General features: G+C 58.7%; 17 protein-coding genes. 11 read left to right on the top strand and 6 right to left on the bottom strand.

What is annotated here, in order from left to right; translation table 11 throughout:
* The first annotated feature begins 521 nt into the window (after positions 1 to 521).
* From CRI94_RS00100 to CRI94_RS00110, 3 genes are all read left to right on the top strand, one after another.
* Entirely contained in the window at positions 522 to 1982 is a 1461-nt protein-coding gene (locus tag CRI94_RS00100; protein ID WP_098073629.1) for a DUF92 domain-containing protein, read from the top strand.
* A gap of 211 nt (positions 1983 to 2193) precedes the next feature.
* Positions 2194 to 3546, top strand: a complete 1353-nt coding sequence (locus tag CRI94_RS00105) for a dicarboxylate/amino acid:cation symporter (protein ID WP_098073630.1) — start codon at positions 2194 to 2196, stop codon at positions 3544 to 3546.
* A gap of 11 nt (positions 3547 to 3557) precedes the next feature.
* On the top strand, positions 3558 to 5183 hold the full coding sequence (locus CRI94_RS00110) for a tetratricopeptide repeat protein (protein ID WP_179862079.1): 1626 nt from the start codon (positions 3558 to 3560) through the stop codon (positions 5181 to 5183).
* A 54-nt stretch (positions 5184 to 5237) separates the two neighbouring features.
* On the opposite strand, the gene CRI94_RS00115 is transcribed toward CRI94_RS00110, so the two are convergent.
* Positions 5238 to 5831 carry a peptidoglycan DD-metalloendopeptidase family protein gene (locus CRI94_RS00115; RefSeq protein WP_098073632.1) on the bottom strand — a complete coding sequence of 198 codons (594 nt, stop codon included), beginning with the start codon at positions 5829 to 5831 and terminating at the stop codon, positions 5238 to 5240.
* A gap of 222 nt (positions 5832 to 6053) precedes the next feature.
* Here CRI94_RS00115 and CRI94_RS00120 point away from each other — a divergent pair, with 222 nt between their 5' ends.
* Entirely contained in the window at positions 6054 to 6725 is a 672-nt protein-coding gene (locus CRI94_RS00120) for a DUF3667 domain-containing protein (RefSeq protein WP_179862080.1), read from the top strand.
* Between the two features lie 10 nt (positions 6726 to 6735).
* On the opposite strand, the gene CRI94_RS00125 is transcribed toward CRI94_RS00120, so the two are convergent.
* The 4 genes from CRI94_RS00125 to dnaE form a co-directional block, all read right to left on the bottom strand.
* Positions 6736 to 7668, bottom strand: coding sequence for a diacylglycerol/lipid kinase family protein (locus tag CRI94_RS00125; protein ID WP_179862081.1), 933 nt, complete (start codon positions 7666 to 7668; stop codon positions 6736 to 6738).
* Positions 7669 to 7679: 11 nt separating this feature from the next.
* Positions 7680 to 8522: a type 1 glutamine amidotransferase gene (locus tag CRI94_RS00130; protein WP_245846010.1), complete on the bottom strand. Its 843-nt coding sequence runs from the start codon at positions 8520 to 8522 to the stop codon at positions 7680 to 7682.
* A 65-nt stretch (positions 8523 to 8587) separates the two neighbouring features.
* Positions 8588 to 9310 (bottom strand): phosphatase PAP2 family protein, encoded by a 723-nt coding sequence (locus CRI94_RS00135; protein WP_179862082.1) that lies wholly within the window; start codon positions 9308 to 9310, stop codon positions 8588 to 8590.
* Between the two features lie 570 nt (positions 9311 to 9880).
* Positions 9881 to 13375, bottom strand: a complete 3495-nt coding sequence (gene dnaE / locus CRI94_RS00140; protein WP_098073636.1) for a DNA polymerase III subunit alpha — start codon at positions 13373 to 13375, stop codon at positions 9881 to 9883.
* 286 nt (positions 13376 to 13661) lie between these two features.
* Here dnaE and CRI94_RS00145 point away from each other — a divergent pair, with 286 nt between their 5' ends.
* From CRI94_RS00145 to CRI94_RS00170, 6 genes are all read left to right on the top strand, one after another.
* Positions 13662 to 14939 carry a glucosidase family protein gene (locus tag CRI94_RS00145; protein ID WP_098073637.1) on the top strand — a complete coding sequence of 426 codons (1278 nt, stop codon included), beginning with the start codon at positions 13662 to 13664 and terminating at the stop codon, positions 14937 to 14939.
* Positions 14940 to 15230: 291 nt separating this feature from the next.
* Complete coding sequence (locus CRI94_RS00150) at positions 15231 to 15956, top strand: amino acid kinase family protein (protein ID WP_098073638.1); 726 nt, start codon at positions 15231 to 15233, stop codon at positions 15954 to 15956.
* Between the two features lie 161 nt (positions 15957 to 16117).
* Entirely contained in the window at positions 16118 to 16309 is a 192-nt protein-coding gene (locus tag CRI94_RS00155; RefSeq protein WP_098073639.1) for a histone H1, read from the top strand.
* A 223-nt stretch (positions 16310 to 16532) separates the two neighbouring features.
* On the top strand, positions 16533 to 17504 hold the full coding sequence (locus tag CRI94_RS00160; protein WP_098073640.1) for a DUF3078 domain-containing protein: 972 nt from the start codon (positions 16533 to 16535) through the stop codon (positions 17502 to 17504).
* Positions 17505 to 17567: 63 nt separating this feature from the next.
* Positions 17568 to 19901 carry a tetratricopeptide repeat protein gene (locus CRI94_RS00165; protein ID WP_143815247.1) on the top strand — a complete coding sequence of 778 codons (2334 nt, stop codon included), beginning with the start codon at positions 17568 to 17570 and terminating at the stop codon, positions 19899 to 19901.
* Positions 19902 to 19983: 82 nt separating this feature from the next.
* A complete protein-coding gene (locus tag CRI94_RS00170; RefSeq protein ID WP_179862083.1) occupies positions 19984 to 21309 on the top strand; it encodes a type IX secretion system plug protein in 1326 nt (441 codons plus the stop codon).
* A gap of 108 nt (positions 21310 to 21417) precedes the next feature.
* Here the strand turns inward: CRI94_RS00170 and CRI94_RS00175 are convergent, their stop codons facing one another.
* On the bottom strand, positions 21418 to 21633 hold the full coding sequence (locus CRI94_RS00175) for a cold-shock protein (protein ID WP_098073643.1): 216 nt from the start codon (positions 21631 to 21633) through the stop codon (positions 21418 to 21420).
* A 432-nt stretch (positions 21634 to 22065) separates the two neighbouring features.
* Here CRI94_RS00175 and CRI94_RS00180 point away from each other — a divergent pair, with 432 nt between their 5' ends.
* Positions 22066 to 23079, top strand: coding sequence for a M14 family zinc carboxypeptidase (locus tag CRI94_RS00180; RefSeq protein WP_245846011.1), 1014 nt, complete (start codon positions 22066 to 22068; stop codon positions 23077 to 23079).
* The last annotated feature ends 12 nt before the right edge of the window (positions 23080 to 23091 follow it).

Raw genomic sequence — 23091 nt, forward strand, 5'->3', positions numbered from 1 at the left:
GAAGGAATCCGCCCGTGGAATACACGGTCAATCACACCTGCATCTGTCTTTCGAAAGTACGAGTAGGTCGTTCGCCTCTGACTTTTTGTCTGTACAGACTCGGAAAAGGACAGGGAAAAGCTCCGATACCGATAACTTGCACCGTTTTTCGCCGTGTCCGTCGCAACCCGATGGCTTGCGAAGGCTAACGAACGATCTACAAGCGCGGATGCAGATTTCTGCTTGTACCAGTCTGAGTTGTGAAATCCTACATCATCAAGTTGTTGATACGCGACCTCAAGGGGGGCTACGTCATCTTGGGCAGTCTTGACGCCGGTGGCGTCACAGGCGCCGAGAAAAAATGCCAAAAATAGAACTGCAATGATTTTGTATATATTCATTATACCAGATTTGTGTGTTTTAGAGTTATTATATTTGTAATCATATAAATAAACTTATTGATGTTTGCAAATAATGTTTAATGCACGTAAAAAATTAACGCAGCCTTGATTTAATAAGTTGTAAGTCGATACGCCTATTCCATGAATATACACCACCTGCTCGGTAACGCATTGTGCATTGTAGTTGGCCTCTCCGTCCTCACCGGATGGGCGGTACTGGGGGACGTTCTGCGTCGCGCCGGCGTTCAGGCGACGAATGTGCGGCGTGTGGTGCACATGCTTGTTGGACTCACCGTGGCAGCGGCGCCGCTCGTGCTCGGCACGCCACGTGTGCTGTATGTCCTGGCGATTGTATTTATCGCCGTGAACAGTGTAGCCTGGGCACGCGGATGGTTGCCGGGCATGCACGAAGCGAGACCGTCGAGTCTGGGAACGGTGTTGTTTCCTCTATCAGTGATCCCAGCGGTCGGACTCACGTGGATGGTGGATCCGGTTCGCATCCCGGCATTTCAGATTGCGTACCTGGTCCTCGCTATCGCCGATCCCGTCGCTGCTTGGCGTGGGACAGAGGCCGGAGACAAGTCGCCGGCGGGCAGCCTTACCTTCGGGCTGACGGCGCTCGGGCTGACCGTAGTATCAATCCTCATCCTGGTGGAGACGCAATCCTTCGGGGTGGCTCTCACCGGGGCGATCGCCGTTGCGGCAGCGACGACTGCTGCCGAAGCGATTGGGCGAGACGGATGGGACAATCTATTCATCGTTCTGGCCGGTATTGGTGCGATGATTCCCTGGTTGGATGCTCCCGCATCTCCGATCGTGATGTACGCGGTTCTCTCCGGTGTTGTCTTCGCTGGACTTGCGTACGCGCTGCGTGCCTTAACGTGGGACGGTGCTATTGCCGGGGGGCTTCTTGCAGCATCGTTTGTTGCCTGGGTGGATCCGATATGGGCGATTCCGGCCGTCGTTTTCTTCGTTGGATCCAGTGCGTTGTCGCTCTTCGGGCGATCGCGAAAGGCCGAAACCCGGAAGCGAGTCGAGAAGGTTGGCGCGCGCGATTCCGCGCAGGTCGCCGCGAATGGCGGCGTCGGTTGGCTGATGCTCGGTCTGTCTCTGGCGATATCGGACCCGCTCGTTCTGTACGGCATGCTCGGTGCGTTCGCTGCCGCGGCTGCGGACACATGGGCGACTGAACTCGGAAGCTTGTCTCGACACCGGCCGATCTCGCTCCGTACGTGGACGCGGGTTCCGCGGGGAGCGAGCGGTGCCGTCTCCCCGACGGGCACGGTCGCCTCTGCGCTTGGGGCAGCAACCGTCGCTTTGAGTGCCTGGGCGATCGGTCTCGGTGGCATCGGCACAACGGTGGCCGTGATCGTCGCTGGTATTGCCGGGTCCTGGACAGACAGCCTGGTCGGAGCAACCCTTCAGGCAAATTACCGTAATCCGATGACGGGAGAATGGACGGAGCGGCGCCCCGCGAACGTGACCCAACCCATACACGGCTATACCCTGATCAACAACGATGTGGTGAACGCGATCGGGACGGCAACCGGCGCGTGCGTCGCGATTCTGCTCATTGAACTCGTTGTGCGCGGACTGGCATAAGCCGGATCATATTCGCACGTCGGGAGATGGATTCGGCGTGCGATGGTAGACAAATATGCGACAATGACGATGAACGCGGCTGCTAAACCGTTCTGATATTTGTATTGAGGCGCAATTGACCGCAATTTTGGACAAATACGCTTGTGTGCCACCGGGCTGAACTGTTTCTTAATACACATCTGAATGGCCCTTTCCCGACTTGCCTCATTTTATGGACTGGTTTAAAAAACTCCACTGGCAGATCATCATTGGCCTCGTCCTGGGCCTCATTTATGGTATTTATGCCGCATCGGCGGGGTTAGGGCAATTCACGACAGACTGGATCGCTCCGTTCGGGACGGTCTTTCTCAATCTGCTGAAATTTATCGCGGTGCCGCTGATTCTGGCGTCACTCGTGATGGGCGTCACCTCCCTCTCAGATACCTCAAAGCTGTCAAGGATTGGAGGGAAGACAATCGCCTTCTATGTCGGCACGACGGTCATCGCCCTCGTTGTCGGCTTGTTTCTCGTTAACATGGTTGAGCCGGGAGCATACGTCCCGGTCGAAGTACAGGAGGCGTTGACGGAGACGTACGGCGGAGACGCCCAGCAGCGACAGGAATTCGCACAGCAGGCCAAAGAGCGAGGCCCGCTCCAGCCGCTTGTGGACATGGTGCCGACGAACTTTTTCGCGTCGGCCAGCGACAATGGTAGCATGCTGCAGATCGTTTTCGTGGCCATCCTGTTGGGCCTCGCATTGCTCCAGATTCCCAAGGACAAGGCCCAACCGCTCATCAATTTTTTCGATGGGTTAAACTCGGTCGTCATTCGGATTGTGGAGATCACAATGCTTATGGCGCCGATCGGTGTATTCGGCTTGATGGCCGACGCCATTACAAGTATCGCGGGAGACAATCCCGATCAGGTCATCGATGTCGTCCAGGCGCTCGGTGTATACTGTCTCACGGTGGTGGCCGGGCTTGCCGTGATGGTCTTTATCGTCTACCCGACATTATTAAAGCTGTTTACGAAAAAGTCGGTGGTCGACTTCTTCCGGGGGATCGCGCCGGCACAGCTGGTCGCCTTCTCCACGTCGTCCAGTGGCGCTACTCTGCCGGTGACCATGGAGGTGGCGGAAAAGAATCTAGGTGTGTCGGAGGAGGTGTCGTCCTTCGTCCTTCCTCTCGGGGCCACCATTAACATGGACGGGACGGCGCTTTATCAGGCCGTTGCCGCGGTGTTCATTGCGCAGGTCCTTGGAATTGATTTGACGATCCTGCAGCAGGCCAACATTGTCTTTATCGCGGTCCTGGCGTCCATCGGAACAGCCGCGGTCCCGAGCGCGGGAATCGTCATGCTCGTCGTGATCCTTGAGTCGGTCGGCGTACCCAGTGCGGGTATCGCGCTGATCCTCGGTGTGGATCGCCCGCTGGATATGCTCCGCACGACCAACAACATCACGGGCGACACGATGGTCGCGTCCGTGATTGCCGCCAGCGAGGGCGAACTCGGTCCGGCCGACGGCGACGGAATTGCTGTTGGCGATCCGTCTGTCATGGTCGAGCAAGGCGCCGCGCAGAACTAGACGACGCGTTGATGGCTGTTCGCTTTCGTAGAGAAGATCGCCGGGCGACCCGGGCGAGAACCGTGCAATCCCCCCGCGGGACGTGCGTCCTTCTCGTCTGGGTCGTTCTCTATCTTGCATGTACGCCTCCAGCATCAGCCGTTGCGACGGACACAACGCAGGCAATGCGTCCGCTTGGCGTCTCCACAGATCGTTCAGCAGCACTCGTGGATGTGTCACGCCGTCTGATCTTCGACTACCGGCTGGTCGCGGCGGAAGATACGCTGGCCCTTCTGAGGCAGCGTGTGGACGGCGAGATGGCGGCCGAGCACGGTCAGTTGTGGGTAGAGATGCTCCGGTGCTTCGTCACGGAAGATCCAGCTGCATTCGAGCGATTCGACACGGCGTCAACAACACTCGAGACGGCGGTCGAATCGCACGAGGAACGCTGGGGCCGAGACCGGTGGACCCGTCACGTCGAGGCCGAACGCCGATGGATGGACGCGGTCATTGCCGGCCGACAGGGGAATTACCTCTCGGCTGCATGGAAGGCACGCTCCGCTCGCTCTCGATCGGCAGACCTCGAATCCGACTTCCCATCGTTCGAGGATCCGCTTCTGAGTCTCAGTCTTGCACGCGTCGCCGTCGCATCCGTCCCGCGAACGTTTCGCTTTCTGCTGCGCATTCTGGGCTTTCGCGGAGATACGGATGCAGGTCTCGAGCAAATGGAGCGTGTCGCGTCGCAGAGCAGAACCAATCGCTATCCTGCACGGGTATCTCGGGCCATCATCGATCTCGCCCTCTTCAATGAACGGGAAGCCACCACACGGAAACTGCGTTCCCTTCTCGAGGACACGCCAAACAGTCTCCTGTCGTCTTACCTGCTCACGTTCGCTCTGATTGAAGGGCGGCAGGTGGAGGAGGCAGACGCTGTGCTTGAACGGGCTCACGACCTGATGTCGCGCCGCGGGTATTCGCGGTTGGACTACCTCGACTATTTTCGCGGGTACATCCAGTTCGTGCAGGGAGACTTCGACGCAGCACAGGGGGCATTCGCGGAGTATCTGGCACGCCATCCCGGGAATGCGCTGCGGGCTCAGGCAATGCTCTATCGTGGCCTGGCGACGGAGATGACGGCGGGATGGGCGGAAGCAGCGTCGGTATACGCCGATGTCGAAGCATTCCGTGATTTTGACACAGACCGATGGGCGATGCGCTGGGCACAGCAGCGCGCGGAGCAACCCATGTCGGCAGGAGACCGAGAGCTGCTCCTGGCCCGTACAGCGTTTGATGCCGGCAGATACGATGAGGCCGAACGTCGTGCAACCTCTGTGTGGAACGGTGAGGTTGACATGGAAAATCAGGATGACCGCGCGGAAGCCGCCTACCGCCTCGGTCGCGTGTACGACATACGCGGCGAAGACGCTATGGCCGTAACGTTTTACGATCGAGCTGTCGACATTCGTGGAGACGCACGGTCGAAGTGGGCACCGCACGCACTGTACTATGCCGGCCGGATTTTCTTGGACCGCGAAAATCGCACGGCCGCGAGGCATCGTCTGGAGCGTGCGATCGACTGGCCCACGCCATACGACTTCTCAGACGGTTTGGAGCAGATGGCGTCGCGAGCGCTGGATCGGTTGGAATCCGGGGCATAACCGTTCGCTACGGCGCTGGACCTGTCGCGTCCAGCCTCCGCGTGGGATTGCGTTCTAATACAGCGGACCTAGAACCTGGCGCGGATCGGGATAGGTGTTGAGTGCGGCGTCTCGGTCCATGGGTGCAACAACGCCGGGCATGTCGCCATCGACCGGTTCTTTCCGGGAAAGCTGAAAATGAAGGTGGGGCGGCCAGCCGCCGTTCTCGTTCTCCTCGCCAAACCAGCCGATCACATCGCCGGACTCTACGGGCATGGCGGGACGGACGTGTTCGAGCGTCTCCTTCGACAGATGGCCATGAAGCGCCCAGAGCGTGGCCCCGTTGACCTCGTGTTCGGTAATGACAGTGGGTCCGTAGTTGCGGGGAGAGTTGTGGTGTTCTACCGCGTAGACATGTCCAGGTGCGAATGCATGTACGGGCGTTCCTGCAGGTCCCCAGATGTCGATGCCGATGTGAATGCAACGGGCCTCGTCGTATAGATCGGCGTTGTTATACATCGTCTGCACACGCCGCTCGTCGTACCGACCGATTCCCCAGCCCTGACGGTTGATCTCGTCCGGGTCAAATGCTTCTGTAAAGTCGAATACGGGTAAAGGCTCCGGATGATGAACAACCGGGTGAAACGTTGAGCAGGGCTGTTTCGTCATGTGGTCGAGATCGAAATGAGGAGGACGTGACCGAACGGCGCACCTCGCGTCAGGATTTCCGGACAAATGAAGGGGGAGATGGAAACGGCGACATCCGTAGCACAGCCTGAAAATCGAGCAATGGTGTGCGGCGCCGAACCCGAAGACGCCTGCTTGAATTGCGGTGTCGAAAGGGTGGGGCGGTTCTGTCCGGCGTGCGGTCAACGGTACGTGGACGAGCCGATGACGCTCCGCTCGCTTCTCCGTGCCTTCTCATCCCGCGTGTTCGACCTCGACCAGGGGCTCCTGTATACGATACGTCGCCTGGCCATCGACCCGGGCGGTGTGTCGCGCGAGTACGTGAAAGGACGCCAGAAACCATACGTTCACCCGTTGGCCCTTCTTGTCGTGGCGTCTGCTGGAATTATGGGGATCGTCGGGATAACCGAGTCCACAACGCGATCGATTCTCATGCAGGTTGGTGCCGACGCGCTCTTTCGAGACAACGAAGCCGTACTGACCTGGATGTACGGAATGTTGGAGGCTTACGTCACTCTTTTGTTCATCGCATCCGCTATCCCGATCGCGTATGCTTTTTATCGGGCGTTTCGACGCATCGCAACGTATACGTTCACGGAGACGCTCGTAATGGTCCTCTACGCAACGGCTCAGGCAACGCTCTATACGGCTGTCTGTCAGTTCGTCGTACTGCTTTATCCTACGCTAGCCGGACTTCTCTTTGCCCAGGCGTCCTCCCTTCTTCTTTTTCCCGTACTCGCACACGCATCCTACGGGTTTTATCGACGAGAGAAACACGACGTCCTCATTGGTCTTTTCGCCTCGCTCGTTGCGTACGTCGTGCCCGTCGCGGTCGTCGGAGCGATTGCTTTTGCCGTTGGAACCATGATGCCCTGACGAGTCGGCGCTACGTGTTTCGAGGTGGCAGGTGGACATTGAGCGCGGACGGGACGATATCAATGGTTGCGGGTAAGCAGCCCACGCTCTCACCGTCGAGTTCAAGGAAGACAGGGGAGGATTGCTGCGGGAGAAGAGTGACGGAGCGAACACGGGTGGAGTGGATGTACGGGAGATCGGAATGATGGCCCGCGTAGATGTTGCGCACGTCGCGCAGGAGGCGTCGAAAGGGCACGTCGTCGAGGATCACCACGTCCAGGCATCCATCGTCCAGGGCCGCAGACGGGGCGATCTGCAGGCCTCCAGCGAAGTAGCGAGCGTTTGCTACGGCAATATTGCGAATCCGGTGCACACCGAGGTCTCGTCCATCGGCCACGATGCGAACGTCGTCGTGGTCATATGTCTGGAGACACCGGATGATCGTCGCGAAGTAGGAGAGGGGGCCGTGAACCAGGTTCGAGCGTGAGGCTTGCAGGTTGCGCACAACAATCCCCCCCAAACCTGCCGAGGCGATGTTGACCGCATATCTAGCTTCACGCCGCCCGTCCATCGTCGTGTATGATACGCGCATGACGTCGATCGCGCACCGCTCCATCCCGGTTCCTACATCTTTTTCGTCACCGCATTTTCGGAGCGTGCGAACGAAGTCTGATCCGGTTCCGCCGCCGAGCGGGAGAAGGGTTGCATCCGGCGCGATGCGTCCCTCCTCATCGAAAAAGCCGTTCACTACCTCATTCAAGGTGCCGTCGCCTCCGACAACGACGATCAGGCGTGCCCCGTTACGGAGTGCATACCGGGTGAGTGCTGTTGCGTCTCCGGGCCCCCGTGTCCACGAAATAAGTGCAGGACCCCGACCGAGTTGACGCACGATATGCTGGAAGCGTCGGCGCTCGTTTCGAGACCCGGCGACCGGATTAGCGATGACGTGTGTGGGGGTGAGCACGCGGGCGTGGTTCAGGAAGTAGCCGTCGGATTCGTCGTATTTGCCTCGCTCGAAAGAGGCGTTCGGTCGGCATGCTCAGCGACGTACGACAGGAAGTTGTCGAAGACCTTCTTCACATCCTGCGCAGCCTGTACGTTTTCATTTGTGCAGCTATCGAGAGCTTGTTGGACGGTCGACATCGGCAGGTCTTTTGACTCGATCATCGACTCTGCCGTCCGCAGATCGTACTCCGGGTGGAATTGCGTGGTGAAGACGGATCCGTGACGAAACGACTGAATACTCGCGTCATTTTTCGCCAGAACGGTCGCCTCCGCCGGCATTTCGACGACGTGATCCGAGTGCGTCGCAAACACGGTGCAGGGGGAGTCGACGCCTTCGAAAAACCGGTCGTCGTGCAGGAGGTCGACGGTTGTGTAGCCGAGCTCGTATTCACCGCCCTCAACGCGTCCGCCCAGGACTTCGGCCAGAAGCTGGTGTCCCCAGCAAACACCGAGAATCGGCAGGTCGGCAGCAACAGCGCTCCGGACCCACGTCGAGAGATGCGCGATCCATTCTTCGTCATGATACACGGAGGACTGTGATCCGGTAATCACGGCGGCGTCGAATGGTCTACGGATGCCGGCCTGACGGAGCGCGTCTTCATCCTTGAGTGGGGGAGGGACGTCGCCTTCGTTGACGTCGAAGACCGTCAGGGTCGCGCTAAGTTCGCGTTCGAAGTTGCGCTTGGCATACGGCGTTCCGAGCGACGCATCGAGGAGGGCGATGTGGAGCATCCGTGTGGGTTGATTTCCAGAAGAGCGTTGGTGTTCATTCGGACAGATGCCGATATTCTCCGTTCCGGTAGACACGCCCATCCAAACGAAATCGTCAGACGGCGGACGTGATTGCGCACGCCGAGCGCGAGCAAACCGTCTCGACGTTAGAACCGCACGCGCAAACCGAGCTGGTTGCTTCCGACGATTGGGTCGTACGACACGGACCCGTCCTTCGCAGGTTTGTTATCGGAAACGGTTCGCCCAATCAGGTATCCGAGTGCGCCCCCGAGGACGACATCGGAAAGCCAGTGGTTGCCGCTGCGAATGCGTTGCACACCGACGGATGTTGCGACCCCGTACGCTGGAATCTGGACCCACCAGTGGTCATAATCATGGGCAATGACGGAGGCGATGGCGAACGCACGCGATGTGTGACCGGATGGCATGGACTTCGTCGCGTGAGCACTGCCGAATTTGGCGACGTTCAACTCCCATGGACTGCTGTCTGCGTAGGGGCGTGTGCGTCCGGCCAGACCTTTAAACAGCCCCGTCGTCACCTTCGTGAGCGCGAGCGCCTCCACGAGGTTGAAGGAGGTCCGTGTAAACTGCTTCTCCTGCAGCGCGATTCCGGTGACGGCGAACGTACCGATGGCACCGAGAACGAAGCGATCAGGACCAATTTGATCGTACAGACGCCCCGGTGCCGACGCCGGTGTGGCAACCGATGACAGCGTTGTTTCTGTCTCCGACGGGACACGTCGTGCCGCCGGTCGATCCAGGCCGGCCATGATGCCGACGACGAGACCCGATGCGCCGATCACTTGCAGCGTCTGATCGCGATCGAGCGAAAATGGGGCGCGAACGATGGAGAAAACGTCCTGTTGCACGTTTCGCCAGGACGGTATCCACCGATCCGTATGACTCGATGATTGGGAGGTGGACAACGAACTGAGGGCGCCGCTCAATGAAGTTGAAAACGGCTGCGATCGAATCGCGCCTCGGGAGGAAAATGATGTCGTCGGACTCCGGCGATTGAATCCCTCGCTCCGAGTTGTCGAGGCGTCGAGATCGTTCAACCGCGCTTCTCCGACTGTTATTTCACCCCGAAGTTGCGCGCATGCGTCCTTCGGTGCTGACCCTGCACAGATCAACAGCATCGCCAGCATGCAAAGGAGGCAGGTCTGCGGAGCCGAACCGTGTCTGACCGAGAGGTTACAGACATACTGGATATAGGGGCACTTCGACTGTGACGGGACCAAGGTGCTGCGACATTTTCGGGAGGATGGTCGGACGACAGGTATGTAACATACAAAGCCATTACCGTACCTGTCCACCGTCTCTTCACAAAAAATGTTAATCTACGGGATTTTTAACCGTTCGCTTTTCATCCGGTCTACTCTTCGCCGTTGATCGCAGCGTCGATCGATGTTATCAGACGCCGTTTCTGCGACTCTGATCTAGATCGATCCCGTCAAGCGAATATTATCCGGTCCGACGAGGTGTTGAGCTCCCTTCATGAACTCAGACGTTGGCTCGATCACGAAAGAGCGACTGCGCAGACGTTCTGGGCCGGATAGTTCGGGCGCCTTGAGGTCGAAGTAGAGTTTGCAGTGTCCGCGGTTGTTTTCGCAAAGAGACTTCAGTTCCAGAACTTCTTCCGGTACGAGGGTTTCCGCATCGACCGTCAGGATGACCTCCTCGACCTTCTGCTCCCGGACTTTCCACATCGGGACGATGTCTTTCACGAGCACCTTGACCTGCCCGCCGCGCATCTCGACGTTCCCCTTGACGAGCACGACCTCATCGACCTCGAGGTATTGACCGGCCCGGTCCAGAACGGTGGAGAAGCATACAAGCTCGCCTTGACCGGAAAAATCTTCAATCGTACCGAAGGCGATCGGCTTGCCCGACCGCGTCGTGTGGCGATTAATCTCGGTCACGATGCCGCAGAACGTCCGGACGGGACCTCGGTCGCGCCCGTACTGATCCTCGTCGCCGGTGTGGTTCTCGATTAGCTTCTCGATGGCGTCGGTGTTGCCGAACTGAGCTGAGGCAAACGCATCGACTTCTGCACGGTATTCGTCAAGCGGGTGGCCGGAGACGTAGAAGCCGAGCACATCATGCTCCTTCTTGAGTTTTGTGCCGGTAGCCCAGGGCTCCAGATCCGGGTTGAGCTTCGGTTCCATCGCGCTGGAGCCGATCTCGCCCCCACCGAAGAGCGAATTCTGCCCTCTCATCCGGTCGGTCTGAACCTTTTGCCCGTAGCGGACCGCGTCGTCGACGGCATCGGCGAGTTGGGCGCGATGCCCCTCCAGATCGTCGAGCGCTCCCGCGTCAGCGAGTGCTTCGAGCGTTCGCTTTCCAACCACAGAAAGGTCGAGATTTTTCGCCATCGAGAAGACGGTTTCGAAGGGGCCGTGTTCGTTTCTCGACTCGATGATTGATTCGATGGCGTTCACGCCGGCGCCTTTGACGGCGCCCATGCCGAAGCGAATCTTGTTGTCCCGGGCGTCGAACTTGGTCTGGCTGTGATTGATGGAAGGAGGGAGAACCTCGATACCCATGCGGCGCGCCTCCTCAAGCACAACGCTCAGCTTGTCTGTGTTGCCCATGTCGTTCGTCATCGCCGCCGCGAGGAATTCGGCGGGGAAGTGGGCTTTCAAAAAGGCCGTCTGGTAGGCGACGATCGAGTAGGCGGCCGCGTGTGATTTGTTGAATCCGTAGCCCGAGAACTTCGCCATAAGCTCCCAGACGTATTCGATCGTTTCGTCGTCCACGTCCTGCGCTTTCGCGCCCTCGACGAATTCCCCCTTCATCTTGTTGACCACCTTCGCCTTCTTCTTACCCATGCCGCGACGAAGGATGTCAGCTTTCCCGAGCGAGAACCCGCCCATTTCCTGGGCGATCTGCATCACCTGCTCCTGGTAGACCGGGATGCCGTACGTCGGCTTCAGGATGTCCTCCAGCATCGGGTGCGGGTACTCGACCTCTTCACGCTCGTGCTTCCGGTCAATGTACGTCGGGATGTTTTCCATCGGCCCCGGACGGTACAGCGCGTTCATCGCGATGAGGTCGTTCAGCTCTGTCGGCTTCAGCTTCCGCATCCACTCACGCATGCCGGTCGATTCAAACTGGAAGATCGACACGGTATCGCCGCGCTGGAAGAGCTTGTACGTCTCCTCGTCGTCGAGCGGGATCTCGTCGAGATCGATCTCAACGTCGTAGTTGCGCTCGATCAGTTCGATCGCATCGTTGATGACCGTGAGCGTCTTGAGCCCGAGGAAGTCCATCTTCAGCAGGCCAAAGTCCTCGACCCAGTCGCCGTCATACTGCGTGGTGACGACCTTCTCGCCCTTCGACTTGGACACGGAGACCGGAACGTAGTCGCTCACTTCGCCCGGCGCGATGATCACGCCAGCGGCGTGCACGCCCGTATGGCGCACGGAGCCTTCCAGCACCTCCGCGTAGTTCATCATTTTACGGACGGACGGGTCGTCTGCGTCCTTTAGGGCCCGAAAGTCGGGGTTTTCCTCAAAGGCCGACTCCAGGCTGACGCCCGGCCCCTCCGGGATCATCTTCGCAATCTCGTCAGCGCGATCCAGGGACACGTCGAGCACTCTCGAGACGTCCCGGACGACGGTTTTCGCCCCCATCGTCCCGAAGGTGATGATCTGGCACACATTCTCCCGTCCGTATTTTTTGACGACGTAGTCGATCACCTTGGACCGGCCCCTGTCGTCAAAGTCGATGTCGATATCCGGCATCGACACACGCTCCGGATTGAGGAAACGCTCGAAGAGCAGGTCGTACTGCAGTGGCTCGACGTTCGTAATCCCGAGACAGTAGGAAACGGCAGATCCTGCTGCGGAGCCTCGTCCTGGACCGACGCGCACGTCGAGGTCGCGGGCGGCTTCCGTGAAGTCCTGCACGATCAGGAAGTAGCCCGAGTACCCCATCTCCTTAATGATGCCAAGCTCGTGGTTGAGCCGGTCCACAACCTTTTGAGAGAGAGGCTCACCGTAGCGCTCCTTCGCCCGCTGGAAGGTGAGGTGACGCAGGTAATCGTCCATGCCGTCGAACCCGTCGGGGATCGGGTAGTGCGGCATCAACAGGTCGCCCATCTGGAGGTCGAACCCGCATTTGGCGGCGACATCGTTCGTGTTGACGAGGGCCTCTCGCTGAAACGACTCCGGGATGCCCGTCAACGCCTTTGTCATCTCCTCGGCGTCCTTCAGGTAGAACTGGTCGTTCGAGAAGCGCATCCGGTTCGGATCCTTGTAATCCTTGCCGGTCTGAAGGCAGAGGAGGATGTCCTGCGCTTCCGCATCGCTCTGGTCGACGTAGTGGACGTCGTTCGTTGCGATCACGTCGACATCGTACTCCTTCGACCACCGGAGCAGCACCTCGTTGCAGGTGTGCTGATCCTCGATGTCGTGATTCTGGATTTCGATGTAATAGTCGTCCTGAAAGATGTCGACAAATGCTTCGAACACCTGCCGTGCCGCTTCCTCGCCCTTCTTGAGAATGGTCTGGAGCACCCAGCCTTGCAGGCAGCAGGTTGTGGCAATGAGCCCTTCGTGGTGCTCGCGAATCAGGTCGAGGTCGATTCGCGGCTTGTAGTAAAAGCCGTCCGTGTAAGACTTGGATGAGAGCTTAATCAGGTTCTTGTAGCCGACTTCGTTCTTCGCGAGCAGCACCTGGTGGTACCGCGTCCGATCGGATTTATCCTGATGTCCGCTCGGTGTGACGTAGAACTCGCATCCGATGATTGGCTTCACGCCGTGCTTCTGTGCCGACGTATAAAATTCTGGCACACCGTAGAGATTGCCATGATCCGTGATGGCCACCGCAGGAATCTCCTTTTCCTTGGCGCGCTGGATCATCGTGTCGATGCCAGCGGCACCGTCGAGAAGCGAATACTGCGTGTGGCAGTGGAGATGGCAAAAATCCATTCGGAGACGTCAGGATCGGGTCGGGCAGGACGGATCAAACGAGCGGGGGCCAGACGGCCAGGAAAAGGCGGTAGTACCCACTCGGGAACGTTCAACCAAATCATCTGGCCGGGCGAACGCAAGTGAATTGTGATTGCGGTGCGGAGCAATCGTTGCCCCGGGGCGGCAGGGCAGAGATACAAGCTGGAAACCATTCATTGACGCTGGGCATGCGTTCTTGATGTAGGACGAGGTTGAGGCTACGTTATTTGAGCCAAACCGTATCTCCGTAACGCCTCAATCGCGTATGCCTACCCATTCGAACGAAGCCGTGTCGGCGTCTCTGGACTTAATCCGAAGCGTGACGACGTCAGACGGTATTCTCGCGAGTCCGACGAAGATAACGAATTACCGCCGCGTCTGGGCACGCGATAGTGTCATCTGCGGAATGGCAGGGTTGGTGGCGGACGACGATACGATCACACAGGGGTTGCGCGATACGCTCGAAACGCTGGCCTCTGCCATTGGGCCGGATGGGCAGATTCCGTCGAACGTTGCCATTCAGGATGGGCAACCAACGGACGTGAGCTACGGCGGACTCAGCGGCCGCGTCGATGCGATCTCCTGGTTCGTCGTCGGCCTCGGACAGTACGTACTCGCGACCGGAGACGTGGCTTTTGGTGCGCGTTATGCTGCCGAGGTGCAGCGCGGACTGCAGTTGCTGACGGCGTGGGAGTACAATCGGCGCGAACTCGTGTACGTCCCGCTCGGCGGCGATTGGGCGGACGAGTACGTCTTGCACGGCTACGTGCTCTTCGACCAATTAATGCGTATCTGGGCGCTTCGTGCTGCTCAATGGCTCGGTCTCGGGGACGCTGCCGAGCGGCGAGAGGCGATCGAGCGGCGGGTTACCGCCACCTTCCGGCTCGACATTGGCGGAAGTTCGGGAGACGGGACGTATCATCCGTATGCCGCAGAGCAAATCATCGAACACGACCGCGTACCACCGTACTGGCTTCCCGCCCTGAGTCCAGGAGGATACCAGACCCCGTTCGATGGATGGAGCAACGCGCTCGCCGTCTTGCTCAACCTCGGGACGGAGGCGTCCACACGACGAACGATCGATGCGGGAGAGGCGATTCGCAGGGACCGTATCGGTTCCCTGGTACCCGCCTTTTGGCCGCCGATCGAGGAAGGCGATCCGGACTGGCATCTTCTCCAGGGTAATCACCGAGGCACGTTTCACAATCACCCCGGTCACTACCACAACGGTGGTCTCTGGCCGGTCGTAAACGGCTGGTGGGGCTGTGCGCTGGATGCCGCCGGCCAAACAGATGATGCGCGGTCTGTTCTCAGCGCGATCCATGAGGCCAATCGGCATCAGGAGGGGGATCCCGAGTCGGAGGAGAGCACGACACCGCCTTCCTCGGATTGGATCTTTCCGGAGTACCGCGATGCTGAGACGGCCACGCCGGGCGGGACGCGGCCACTTGCATGGAGCGCGGCCGGTGCTGTACTACTCGATTGCCATCTTGCGGGATTAAAACTCGCCTTCGCGGTCGATCCTACATCGCCCGACAAATAGATTGGAAGGATCGGGAGGGAAGGTTGGCAAACATGGACCGGCCGAAAGGTTTTCTCGCGGTTCGTTGGACGTAGCCTGGACCGTCGGTACGGCGGGGCCATCTACAAAAACCGTCGATTCTTTTGCCTCTGTAGCTTATTGCAGGTTTGTCGCTCTTCTGGAAAAATCGGACAACAGGAATCGGTCGCTCTGCACGCAAGTTGAGCAGACAGCACTATTCAGGTGGTTTTATAAATCTTCTGTGCGTCGGCAATCTCCGCGTGACGTCTCATTTGACTCTCTTCGTCTCTCATGCGTGACCTCTACATTATCTATCTGGACCGCTATCATCTCGGCGATCCTCTTTTCGTTAAGAAGATGGCCAAGCAAATTACGCAGGGACCGCAGCGGGACTGTCTCATTATTCATGGAAGCGGCGAAAAAGTGGAGCGCACGCTTGAGGCCCAGGGGATTTTCCCGGAGCGCCGCCGTGGTGTTCTGGATGTCGATTCGAAGGAGCACAAGCGCCTGGTCGAGCGGGCGGTGCGCGAGGCGAACAAAGAGATTGTCGGATCGCTCACAGATGAAGTTGTGAGTACCGTCGGCATTCAGGGAACGGACCGTGGTCTGCTACGGGTCGCACAGCACGACGGCGAGGAGGGCGATGAGGTATCTACAGGTAAAACCGGTTGGCTCGAGGCCCTGCTCAAGCAACATGTCGTCGGCGTGGTCTCCAGTTTGGCGAAGTCCGACGGTGGTGGCGTCCGCGAAGTGTGGACTGCCGATGCCGTGACCGCGATTGCCTCCGCCCTGAAGGAATCTCTCGATCCTACTGTCGTTTTTCTCTCGAAAACCGGTCAGGCTGGTGTTAGAGACGCTACGGGGACGAAGGAGGATGTGGCTATTGACGACGCAAATGATGCTATCGTCGAGCCCGAAGCGGCCCGACACGTTGTCGCCGCGGGATGGCCGGCGATTCTTACGTCACCGGACGGATTATGGAGCGACCCGGTACGCGCGACACGCTTGCATGCTTGAACGTTTCGGTAAAACGGCGTTTAAGTCGCGCTAAGGGGGGTTTCTCCAGCAAAACCGGCTTGACAGGGGCTCAAGGGGACCTTATGTTCGGGTCATAGTAATCGAGACGTACCGTCTGTGAAGACGTACACCACGCAAACTTTAACGGAGGCGACTCAAATATGAGTAAGTTCGAAGAACGCTACGAAGAGCTCACGAACACCGTCAAGGAAGCCGAGGAGGACCTCATGAAGTTCTATGAGAAGGGCAACAAGGCGGCTGGTACCCGGGCTCGGAAGAGCATGATGGAGCTGAAGAAGCTCGCCCACGAAATCCGCCAGGAGATCCAGGAGATCAAGAACGAAGAGCTGTAAATCTCCTCTTCGGATTTCAGTGCCTCTGGCACGAAGGGCTATGTCGTAATGGCGGCATAGCCTTTTTCTGTATGTAACCGGTGTGTCCTCCGTTGGTCACACGGGCAAATTTCTTCCATTTTGATAGTACCCGCTTTCGTCACGCGTTATCATACGAGCGTGGGCGGTCCAACCTTTCGCCTACAGTATAGGCTATTTCACTCACTCGAAACGCGCAACCTGAATGACTGGCTCTCATCCTGCGCAGCTCCGGTTTTCTCATCTCCCTGTCGTCGCCCTGCTCGTTGGTCTCATTGCACTGCTCGTTAGTGTAGCGCCGGTGCAGGCACAGGAAGACACCTCCTCCGACTCGCTCGGTGTCTGGACCACCGATTTAAGTGGCAAATTATCTGGCTCTCAGGCCGCCTACAGCAACTGGCAGGAAGGGGGCGTCAACTCTCTCGCCTTTACAACGTCACTTGATGGCACGTTCGAGCGGAGGGGGCGGCACTGGATTCAACGGCACCAGGCGCGTTTTGGCTTCGGGATCCTGCGCCAGGACTTCGATCAGGACGACAAGAGTGAGGTGCGGAAGGCCGATGACCTGATTCGGCTGGAGTCAACGCTCCGATATCAAGGAAATGGCTTCTTCCGTATCTTCAATCCCACGATCGCTGGTAACGTCCGCACGCAGTTCGCCAAAGGATTTGCATTCGCCGGTCAGGACAACCCGTATCCGGATAGCAATCCGCTCGGGGGCGAAATACCAGACGGCGAGCGGCGGCTCGTATCGAAATTTCTGGCTCCAGCGTTCATTACGGAGTCGATCGGTCTGACGTACGAGCCGGCAACGTGGGTACAGATGCGCTTTGCGTTCGCCTCCAAGCAAACCGTTGTCGTCGAGGACCAGCTGAAGGTGCTCTACGATGTCGATATCGACAAGGCAGCGCGCGTCGAGGCAGGTGCAGAGTATGCGGTAGATGTCAATCGAAAGCTGTCGGACGACATCCGGTACAAGTCGAATCTGAACACCTTCTTTTCTTTCAACCAGACGGAAGACCCGCCGGATGTGCTTTGGGGCAACGTTCTTCAACTGAAGGTTAACGACTACATCAGTACGGAGCTTGAGGTGACGTTGCTGTTCGACAAAAACGTCGATGATCGTGTTCAACTGAAAGAGGTTCTTTCCGTCGGTGTCTCCTTCAATGTGCTGTAGGTGACGCTCAGGTTGCTAGACCCAAGGCAGACGTCAGACACGTAACGCCACGCAGCATTTTCCGTGAAACGAGACCGCTGGATATACATCGCGTACGTGGTCTCAGGCGTCTGCCTCTGGCCGATTCCTCTGCTAAATGTGCTCCACGCGGAGTCATCGGCGGTCGTCGCGACGATAGCGTTTTTTGTGTCCGGCTGGGTCGCGTCGGCTCGCTTCGACTCATCAACGTCTCTCCGATCTGCCGTTCGGGTCGGCCGTCGCCTTCTCCTTCCGGCATTCATTCCGGCCGGTCTGCTTACGGCTTCCATGTTGTGGGCGCCCAATTGTGGCTATCTCCTTGGAGCCGGATTGTACCTTCTCTTTGTACCGGTCAGTGTCGTCTTCGCGACGGGTCTCGCTTATTTTCTGACAGGGACCGGTCTGCGTCGCCCTTCCCACTGGTTTGTCATGGTTGGCGTGGTTCTCCTCGTAGCAGGGCCCGCCTACGATCTTGGGTTTCATCCCCAGTTTTTCACGTACAACCACGTGTTCGGGGGAATCCTGGGGCCGATCTATGACGAGCAACTGGCAATCCGCCCAGGTCTATTCTGGTTTCGCGGTGTGACTCTTCTTTGGACGCTCGGCGCAGTTCTCGTCGGAATGCGTCTGCGAGGCGAAGGCGGTCGCTGGATTACGGGCGCGGTGATGGGGGCGGCGCTTCTGATTGGGATCAGCTACCTCTTTTCCGCGCGACTCGGATTTAATGTCACGGAAGCATATCTCAAGCAAGCGCTGCCCGGCACGCGCACGACGACGCATTTCGAAATTCACTACGATCCCGGCGCACATTCGGATGCGGAAGTGAGGTCGTGGGCACGGATGCAGGAATTCGGGTACGCCGAACTGGCCGACCGGTTGAGCGCTGATCCTGCGGCGGATGAACGTATCCTCACGTTCGTCTATCCATCGCCGCGAGTGAAAGCTCGTTTGACCGGGGCACGAACGACGTCTGTGGCGCCTGTCTGGTTATCCCGCGCGCAATCGCATGTACTCGTCGGTCGGCTTGAGTCTAGTTTCCAGCATGAACTCGCTCACCTTTTCGCTCGGCCGTATGGTTTGCCCGGGCTGAATGCTTCCTGGTCCGTCGGCCTCGTCGAGGGATGGGCGGTTGCGCTGGAGCCACCGACGCTGGCACCGTCCTCCGACGATCTGGTGCGCGCGGCCCGCGGACGAACCGGTCTGAGCGACGATCTGCCCTCGGCCGTCGCCTCCCGTCTATCACCGTTTGGATTCTGGACGGATCGGGGAGCGGTCTCATACACGACGATGGGATCCTTCGTGCGGTATCTGCTCGAGCGGTACGGACCCGAGCCGCTGAAATCGGTTTATGCCACGGCAGCGTTCGAGTCCGTCTACGGAAAACCCGTTCGCGAGCTCGCGGAGGAATGGAGCGCCTCTCTGGAGAAAGCGAGCACGATCGATGCGGAGGCAGGTGGAACGGCGGCCCGCTGGTTTTCGCGGCCGTCGTTGTTTGAAACGGAGTGTCCGCATTATGTGCCCCCTTATCGGCGGCGCATTCAGCAGGCCCAGCGAGAACTCGCCGCGGAGGATTCGGTCGATGCCCGACGTTTCCTGCAGGAGGCGGTAAGCCTAGAGCCCCGATCGGCAAATGCCCACGTCCGTCTCGCGCGTCTTCTGCTCGCAATGGATTCGTCGCCTGCATCGGTTTTGGAAAAGGTGAACAGCCTGGATCCAGAATGGCACACGCCATCAGTCACGCTTCTGCGTGCCGATCTGACTGCTCTCACAGGCGATCTGGAAGAGGCTCGTCGGCTCTATGCGAAGACGACAATCGCGATTCCGTCCTATGAAACAGATGCGCGAGCGAACGTGATGCTGCGCTCGCTTTCCGCGTCGTCTCCCTCGCTCACCCGACTTCTGACGATCGGGGGGACAGCGGAGGAGAAGGCGAGACGGTTCGCACATCACGCGAGCACTGCGTCGGGGCGAGAGGCAATTCTCGGTCACATCTGGGCTGCTTGGATGTATCGGGCGGCTCACGATGCGCGTCGCGTCGCGGAGATGTGGGGACGAATCCTTCCCGACCGCCCGAGGCATACGCGACAACGTGTACAAGACGTGACGAATGAGGTCGTAGGGGACCGGTTGCCGCGTGCGTGGCAGGTTGCCCTGTCAGATGAATTGCTTCGGTCGGTCCTCCATGCCGACATGCGTACTGGACGTGCAGAACGCGTTGGTCGTGAGGCCAAGCAAATGGCCGCGATGATGCAAGAGGCAGGTGCGAAACAGGAGGCGCGTGTTTGGCTCCATCTCGCGGCTCAAGCCGAATGGGTCGAGCAGGGGGAAGGGCGTACGCAGAAGCGTGACGATGTGGGGGAGTCGCTGGCCGGCGGTTGAGCGCCACGATCAAAGGGGCTATACTTCCGTAGCAGTACCGTCCCGATCACATTCGGCTGCATTTTCCTCGACTCGGTTCGACATGACTGTTTGTTCTTCCTGGACGTTTTCGCCGGCCGCCTGTCGTCGAGGCCTCGCGTTCATTCTGTTCTGTTTTGTGCTTACTGGATGCGCGACGACGGAGTCGACCAACAACGGCGAATCGTCGACTCCTGCGCGGTCGTCGGGGCTCCGCCTCGCCCCTCAGGTTGACCGAGCGAAGACCGTTCAACTTTTCCGGGGAACGAACGAGGCCGCACCGCCGATTTTACGCCTCAATGGCTCGCAAACGTTGACACTGGCCTTTGACCTGCTGGGCGAGTCCGACGGACCGGTTTCCGTGTACTTCTACCACGCCAATCGTGAGTGGGAGCGGGATCCGTCTTCATCGCGTTTCTTAGCCAGTTTTCAGTCGGACAATGTCCTCGATTATTCGCCATCGCAGGGGACGGAGGTTCGGTACACGCATTACCGCTACTCCTTTCCGAACGATGACATCCAGTTCGAGGCGAGTGGTAACTACATCGTTCGGGTGACGGAGCAGGGGAGAGAAGATGCCGTTCTGTTCGAGCGACCGTTTTTTATTACGGAGGATGCCGGATCCCTGAATCTTGGAGTCGAGGGGATCATCGTCACCGGGCAGCAGGTGCCGTCGGATCGGCCTATCGCGCAGTACGTTCCGCCAGCGGCCCTCGGGAGTAGCACGTACGACTACGCCGTATGCTTCGTCCGAAATGCTGACTACTCGACGTCACGATGCGCTGACCGGTCGCGTCTCATGCCGTCCGATGGAGTAGAATTCGAGTTATCTCGAGACCGTGCGTTCGATCCCATCCGATCACGGCATGCACTGGACCTCAGCCAGCTCCGTGTCGGGCCTCGTATCGAACGCGTCGATCGGTCGGTTTCGCCGTTCCAAGTCATGCTTGAGCCAGACGTTGCACGGTTTGCCGGGACGCCATTCCGAGATCCCCTCGGTTCACAGATCGTCGTGTCGGATGCCGTTACGGCACTTTCTCGACCGGAGACGGCTGCCGAGTATGTTCAGGCAACCTTTGCTTTCGTGCCACCGGATGAGCAGCCGGTCAGTGGTGATGTTGTTATTGCCGGTGGATTTACCGGAGGACAGGTTCGTCCCGAAAACGCGATGCGATGGGTGATGAACCGCGGACGGTACGAAGTTGACGTGTTGCTGAAACAGGGGCGCTACGAATATTTCTATGCCTCGGACGATCCGCAGTTAGAGGCGGCGATGAATCGCAACATCACCCCGGCACCGGATCGGTACGTCGCGTTCGTTTACTACCGGGACATTACGCTTAGTTCGGATCGGCTGGTCAATGTCGGGACCGTGGAGGGAGTACGTTGACGGGATCGTCCCGCAGCGTGCGCGGAAGGGAAGCAACAGGGCACAACAGAAAACGCCCCGGCTGCCAGAAGCAACCGGGGCGTTCGCACATCGTGACGTCAGAGGTGGTTAGCCGATCACGTCAACGTCCTGCGCATTCGGGCCTTTGTCTGTATGGCCGACCGTAAATTCTACGCGGTCGTTCTCATTCAGAGTTTTGAACCCATCAGTGTTGATTTCACTGTAGTGCACGAAAAGGTCCTCACCTCCCTCTTCAGGCACGATGAAACCAAATCCTTTCTCGTTGCTGAACCATTTGACGGTTCCGACTTTGCGCTCTTCCATGATGCTGCGTTGAATCCAATGAATGCATGAAGTAATGCAGGACTCCTCCACCCTGCTGGGTATCGAAGAGGATAAATCCGTCTTCGAATCAGAAGGACATGAGGACCTGGGTACGCTGGCGAAGTTAGGGGACGAGTATGCGGATTGTCAACCGCTACCTTCATATTTTTGAAGGTGGACTCGTCTAGCCCGAATTACGCGCGGCCCTTGGTGAGCATCCTGCAGGCTCCCACAACCCAGCGTAGTGGTTGAGGGTCCATGATGGACGAGCGTATTATTGAAACCTCCGTATTCACGCAGCATCTTCATCTTGCATCCTTGTTGTAGATCTTTTCTATCATCCTCTGGCAAATTATGCCCGGCACTGCTTGTACCCGTTTCGATCTCACTTCCTGCGCGACCACATCGCCTACATTTCGTACGAGCGATGCCGTGCGCTCGAAACTAGAGGAGGCGTGCGAAGCACGGCCAAGCATCGCGCAATTCGAAACGATTGGCACCAGCGAAGAGGGGCGTCCGATTGCGGGCGTTGTGCTCGGAAAAGGGCCGCAGACGGTCAGTATCGTCGCTGGAAACCACGCTGACGAGCCGGTAGGCCCGGAAACGCTACGGTCATTGGTGGTCTCGGTTCTGGAGAACCCGGATGCGTTCGAAGGTCTTCTGGAGCAGTTTACGTTCCGAATCGTTCCGCACACGAACCCGGATGGAGAGGCCCGCAACCGTCCGTGGATTGAGGCCTGGCCTGACATGCAAGCGTACCTTCGACATGTCGAGCGGGACCTGCCGGGCCGGGACCTTGAGTTTGGTTTTCCATCCATGCGCCCAGAGAATGAAGCCGTCGCCTCGTTCCTCGAACTGCACGCTCCATTCGCCCTGCACGCGAGCCTACATGGGATGTCTGTCAGTGAAGGAGCACTCCTTCTTATCAACCGGCCCTGGGCATATCGGAGTGAGAAGCTACAGAAAGAGTATCGAAAAGCGGCGATCGATGCGGGGCTGAGGATGCACGATCACAATCGAAAAGGAGAAAAAGGCTTCTTCTGGATCGCCCCGGGATATCAAACCACCCCTCGCGGGGAGGCCATGCGTTCCTACTTCCGGTCGATCGGCGATCCCGATATGGCCGATCGATTCCATGACAGCTCGATGGAAATGGTCATGGGCTGGGGCGGCGATCCGCTGTGCCTGGTCACGGAGCTCCCGTTATGGGTGCTTGTTGACGGGCCGGCCGAGGAGCCGCCGCCCACCAATCCGCACCGCCCGATGCGCTATGAAGCCTTCCGCGAGCAATTTGCCGACCTGAGGCATCAGGATCTGACCCAGTCGGACGCGTCCCCCTCCGACCTGCTCGGCGACTTTGAGCTTGAGCCTCTGGATCCGGCCGTCGCGATGCGCCTGCAACTGACAGTTCTGTCCCTGGCGCTTGAAACGGTGGCGGAGGATTGAGTCTGATCGCCG

Origin of the sequence: Longibacter salinarum (genome assembly GCF_002554795.1) — a bacterium.
Taxonomy (GTDB): Bacteria; Bacteroidota; Rhodothermia; order Rhodothermales; family Salinibacteraceae; genus Longibacter; species Longibacter salinarum.